The 5227-nt window shown below is 63.1% G+C and carries 4 protein-coding genes; all 4 read right to left on the bottom strand.

From position 1 onward, the window contains the following. Nucleotides 1–292: 292 nt before the first annotated feature. On the bottom strand, nt 293–1912 hold the full coding sequence (locus tag AC07OP_RS31550) for a methyl-accepting chemotaxis protein (protein ID WP_495103122.1): 1620 nt from the start codon (nt 1910–1912) through the stop codon (nt 293–295). 69 nt (nt 1913–1981) lie between these two features. Further along, on the bottom strand, nt 1982–2677 hold the full coding sequence (locus AC07OP_RS31545; protein ID WP_065927214.1) for an anaerobic ribonucleoside-triphosphate reductase activating protein: 696 nt from the start codon (nt 2675–2677) through the stop codon (nt 1982–1984). Further along, nucleotides 2674–2829 carry an anaerobic ribonucleoside-triphosphate reductase gene (gene nrdD / locus AC07OP_RS31540; protein ID WP_495103123.1) on the bottom strand — a complete coding sequence of 52 codons (156 nt, stop codon included), beginning with the start codon at nt 2827–2829 and terminating at the stop codon, nt 2674–2676. Before nrdD ends, AC07OP_RS31545 begins: the two co-directional genes overlap by 4 nt. Before the next feature lie 31 nt (nt 2830–2860). Next, complete coding sequence (locus AC07OP_RS31535) at nt 2861–4861, bottom strand: ribonucleoside triphosphate reductase (RefSeq protein WP_495103124.1); 2001 nt, start codon at nt 4859–4861, stop codon at nt 2861–2863. Nucleotides 4862–5227 lie beyond the last annotated feature (366 nt).

Below are 5227 nucleotides of genomic sequence, written 5' to 3'. Positions count from 1 at the left end.
GCCCCCGATGAGGGAGTGTCAGTTGATGGATTTGGTACTGACCCACTGCAATCGGGGGCAAGCCCCCTCCCACATTTTTTACCCAGTACACCAGACCCAACTCCGGTCGGCTCTAAGGCCGCCGCGCTTTGGCTTTTGATCTCAAATGCGCTCTTCCAAAAGTGACCCGCTGTAAGAGCGGAACCCTAAGTGGCCGTTACCGCAGCAACGGATATGTACTCAATCAAATCCAACGACATGGTCGGCCCGACGGCCGCCACGGAAACAAGCCCCCTGACCGCACCAGCCGAAGTTACACCTTGAACCGTGCCACCGTCTGATGCAGCGTCCCCGCCATCCCGGCCAGGTCATGCCCGGCCGTCTCGGTGTGTATCGCGCCCTGCAACACCTGCTGGGACAGGTTGCGAATGCCCACCAGGTTGCGATCCACTTCCCGCGCCACCAGCGCCTGCTCTTCCGTGGCGCTGGCAATCATCATATTGCGTTCGTTGATCTGCGAGATCGACCGGGTGATCTCGTCCAGCGCTTCTCCCGAACGTTGCGCCACGCTCAAGGTCGCCTGTACCCGCTCGCTGCTGCTGTGCATGGCGGCCACGGCGTGTTCGGTGTCCTGGCGGATATTGCCGATCATCTGCTCGATCTCCTGGGTCGAGACCTGGGTGCGATGGGCCAACGCGCGCACTTCATCGGCGACCACCGCAAACCCGCGTCCGGCTTCCCCAGCGCGGGCCGCTTCGATGGCCGCGTTCAACGCCAGCAGGTTGGTCTGGTCGGCAATGCTGCGGATCACTTCGAGCACGCTGCTGATGTCTTGCACACGGCCGGCCAACTGCTGGATACGCTCCGAGGTTTCCACCACACCGGTGGCCAAGGTATTGATCGACGCCACGGTTTCCTGCACCTGCGCCTGTCCACGCTGGGCGGTCTGCTCCGACAGGCGCGAGGCTTCGCTGGTGCTCACGGCATTGCGTGCCACCTCGTCGACGGCGGCGGTCATTTCGTTCACCGCCGTGGCGGCCTGTTCGATTTCCTGGCCCTGCAACTGCAGGCTGCTGCTGGTCTGGCCGCTGACCGCGCTCAACTCTTCCGACGAGCTGGCCACGCCGTCCACCGACGCGGCGATATGGCGGACCATCTGGTTGAGGCTCTGCTGCATCTGGTGCAGATTGCGCATCACACTGCCGTCGATACTGTTGCCCAACGGCACCTCGAGGGTCAGGTCGCCCTCGGCGATATGGCTCAACACCCGCGCCACTTCATCCGGCTCGCCGCCCAGCGGGCGGGTGACGCTGCGCGTGACGATCACCGCCGCCACCACCACCAGGGCCAGGCACAGCAGGAACAGCCCGAGCATGGTGCGTCGCGCCTCGTCATACAGGGTTTGCGCCGCCTGCTGGCGCTCGGCGAACAGCCGCCCTTGCATGGCCATCAGCGCATCCAGGCTCTTGAACACCTCAAGCTCGGCCGGGATCACCTGCTCTTTGAGCTGGGCCAGGCCCTGCTCGCGCGCGCCTTGCCGGATCAGCGCCTGCACCTGGGTGAAGGCCGCCACGTAGGCCTCACGGTGGGTTTTCAAGGTGGCATAGGCGGCCTTGCCTTCGGCGGTGTCGAGCAGCGGTTCGAGGGTGGCGAACGCCTGGGTGATGCGCTCGCGCGTGGTGCCGATGGAGGCCTGGGCCTGTTGGTTGTCCTGGTCGATCAGCAGGTCGCGGGTATTGCGCCCGTTATCGCGTACCCCGGTGGCGATCACCATGATCGGCGCAATTCTGGGCCAGTCCTGCTGCACGATCTGCTCGGACTGCTGCTTGAGGGTCGCCAGGTCGTGAAGGGCGTAAAACACCAAGCCGACCAGCGCCAGCGGCGCAATCGCGAAGCCGATGACAATGCGTTGTGCCGTGGTTAATTGCTTCATTGTGATAGTCCCTGATGAACACCTGCCCGTCATGGGCAGCATCTATAAAAATCCGCTTGAGGGCGCCGATCACCCTCGCAATACAAAAGCAGGAAACAACTCGCGCAATCGGCTCCATAACTCCGGCAAGGCAGCCTGTGCCGGAGAACTCGACAATTGCGCATCGAGCATGCTGGCCGTGCGCACCATTTGCACCGCAAAGCGTTGCACGCCGTTGGCTTGCAAACGCTGGGCCAGCAACAGCAACCGAGGGGGATCGATCAAATGCCAATGCACCGTGGTGCGGCACTCGTATTCCACGCCGCTGGCCAACAGGGTGTCGAGGCTGCGCCAGTTGGCGGCGCCGCTGTGCTTGACCTGGGTAATCAACTGGCAATCCTCGGCCAGCGCCTTGACGTCAAAGCCGACCCAATCGGCATGCCGCAACGCATTGGCAAACCCTGCCGGCTTGATCCCGGCGCTGTGCAGGCCGACGCGAAAGCCCATCGCCCGCACTTCATCCATGGCCGCCGGCAGGCCTTCCTGCAAGGTCGGCTCGCCGCCGCTGAACACCACGGCGTCGAGCAAGTCCTTGCGCCGCTGCAAAAACAGCAACACCCGGCGCCAATCCACCTCCGTGCTACCGCGCGGCGGGATCAGGTCCGGGTTGTGGCAGTAACGACAGCGCCAGGCACAGCCCTGGCAAAACAGCACACAGGCGAGCATGCCGGGGTAGTCGAGGGTGGTCAGGGGCACGAGGCCCCCGACCCGTAGCGCTCGACTCATTGGCGCCCGGCCACGGCGGCCGTTTCAGTGAAATGCTCGCGTTCCTTGTGCTCGGATTGTTTGCCGGGATTGAACGCCGACACGGGCCGGTGATAGCCCATCACCCGGGTCCAGACTTCGCAGCGCTGACGTTGTGGCTGGGATGCTTGCATGGTGAATCTCCTTGCGGGTTGGAAGATTGGTTCAGTGCGCAGCGGCCCGTGCCAGCACTTCATCGCACTTGGGGCAGAACTCATGTTCACCGGCGAGGTAACCGTGCACCGGGCAGATCGAGAACGTCGGGGTGATCGTCAGGTACGGCAGGCGGAAACGTCCCAACGCCTTGCGCACCAGCTGCTTGCAGGCCTGGGCCGAGGAAATCTGCTCGGCCATGTACAGGTGCAACACGGTGCCGCCGGTGTACTTGCATTGCAGTTCGTCTTGCAGCTCCAGGGCTTCGAAGGGGTCCTGGGTAAAGCCCACCGGCAGTTGCGAAGAGTTGGTGTAGTACGGCGCGACGTCGCTGCCGGCCTGCAGGATGCCCGGGTAGCGCTTGCGGTCTTCCTTGGCGAAGCGGTAGGTGGTGCCTTCCGCCGGCGTGGCTTCGAGGTTGTAGAGGTGGCCGGTGTCTTCCTGGAAGCGCAGCAAGGTGGCACGCACATGGTCGAGCAACTTGAGGGCAAATGCGCGGCCTTTCTCGGTGTGCATGCCCTGCTCGTCGCCGGTGAAATTGCGCAGCATCTCGTGCATGCCGTTGAGGCCGATGGTGGAGAAGTGATTGCGCAAGGTGCCGAGGTAACGCTTGGTGTAGGGGTACAAGCCGGCGTCCATATGGTGCTGGATCACCTTGCGCTTGACCTCCAGGCTTTCCATGGCCATGTCCATCAGGCTGTCCAGGCGTTGCAACAGGCCCGAGGTGTCGCCCTTGAACAGGTAGCCGAGGCGCGCGCAGTTGATCGTCACCACGCCCAGGCTGCCGGTCTGCTCCGCCGAACCGAACAACCCACCGCCGCGCTTGAGCAGCTCGCGCACGTCCAGTTGCAGGCGGCAGCACATCGAGCGCACCTGGTTGGGTTGCATATCGGAATTGAGGAAGTTCTGGAAATACGGCAGGCCGTAGCGCGCGGTCATCTCGAACAGGCGGTCGGCGTTCTCGCTGTCCCAGGGGAAATCGTGGGTGATGTTGTAGGTGGGAATCGGGAAGGTGAAGACCCGGCCCTTGGCATCGCCGGCCTGCATCACTTCGATATAGGCGCGGTTGATCAGCTCCATTTCCGCTTGCAGGTCGCCATAGGCAAACGGCATTTCCTCACCGCCGATCACCGGCACCTGCTCGCGCAGATCTTCCGGGCACACCCAGTCGAAGGTCAGGTTGGTAAACGGCGTCTGGGTGCCCCAGCGCGACGGCACGTTGAGGTTGTAGATGAACTCCTGCACCGCCTGGCGCACCTCGGCGTAACTCAGTTGATCCTTGCGCACATAGGGCGCCAGGTAGGTATCGAACGAGCTGAACGCCTGGGCGCCGGCCCATTCGTTTTGCAGGGTGCCGAGGAAATTGACCATCTGCCCCAGGGCGCTGCTCAAGTGCTTGGGCGGCCCCGCTTCGACACGGCCCGGCACGCCATTGAGGCCTTCGTGCAGCAGCGAACGCAGCGACCAGCCGGCGCAATACCCGGCGAGCATGTCGAGGTCATGGATATGCAAATCCGCCTCGCGGTGCGCGCGGCCGATCTGCTGGCTGTAGACCTCGTCGAGCCAATAGTTGGCGGTGACCTTGCCCGACACGTTCAACACCAGCCCACCCAGGGAGTAGCCCTGGTTGGCATTGGCTTGCACGCGCCAGTCTTCGCGGTCGAGGTATTCGTTCATCGAGGTGGCGACTTCCACCAGGGTCTTGCGGTCGCGGCGCAGGCGGCCGTGTTGTTCGCGGTAGACGATATAGGCGCGCATGGAGAGGAAGTAGCCGGCGTCCATCAGCACGCGTTCGACGCTGTCCTGGATTTGTTCGACGTCCAGGTGTTCGATGCCCCTCAGGCGGGCCAGGACGGCGCCCAGTAACAGGTCGACGTCGGCCTCCTGGTACTCGCCGGTGGCGGTGCCGGCGGCGGTCAGGGCGTGGTGGATTTTTTCGGCGTTGAAGGGGACCAGGCTGCCGTCGCGTTTGTGTAGGCGGGTGCTGACCAGCGGGGTGAGCGTGTTTTGCATTTTCCGGGCTCCAGGCACTACATATAGATGTTTTTAGGCTTTAAGACACAAGATGCAGTGAGGTTACGGAGAATGGGGTGGGGTTCCCTTGATCGGGGTCAAGGTTTTTTGATTGGGTACATATCCGTTATTTAGGTAACGGCGGCGTAGGGTTCCGCTCTTACAGCGGGTCACTTTGGAAAAGCCCCAAAGTAACCAAAGGGCTCTTGCCCCAACACTCGGCGCCTCGCCTAGGCTCGGTGTGCCCGAACGAAGGCTTGAATCCGTGGGCCGCCGTCATAGGCCATCTCTGGCCCAGGACGGCTAACCCGGCGTCCTGCCGGGTTACCCACGGATTCAAGCCTGCGTTCGGCCAGCGTGTTTGAC

This window comes from Pseudomonas sp. GW821-FHT09D08 (assembly GCF_059416305.1).
The sequence above is the reverse complement of the archived record's forward strand: the minus strand, read 5'-3'. Positions and strand labels throughout refer to the sequence as shown.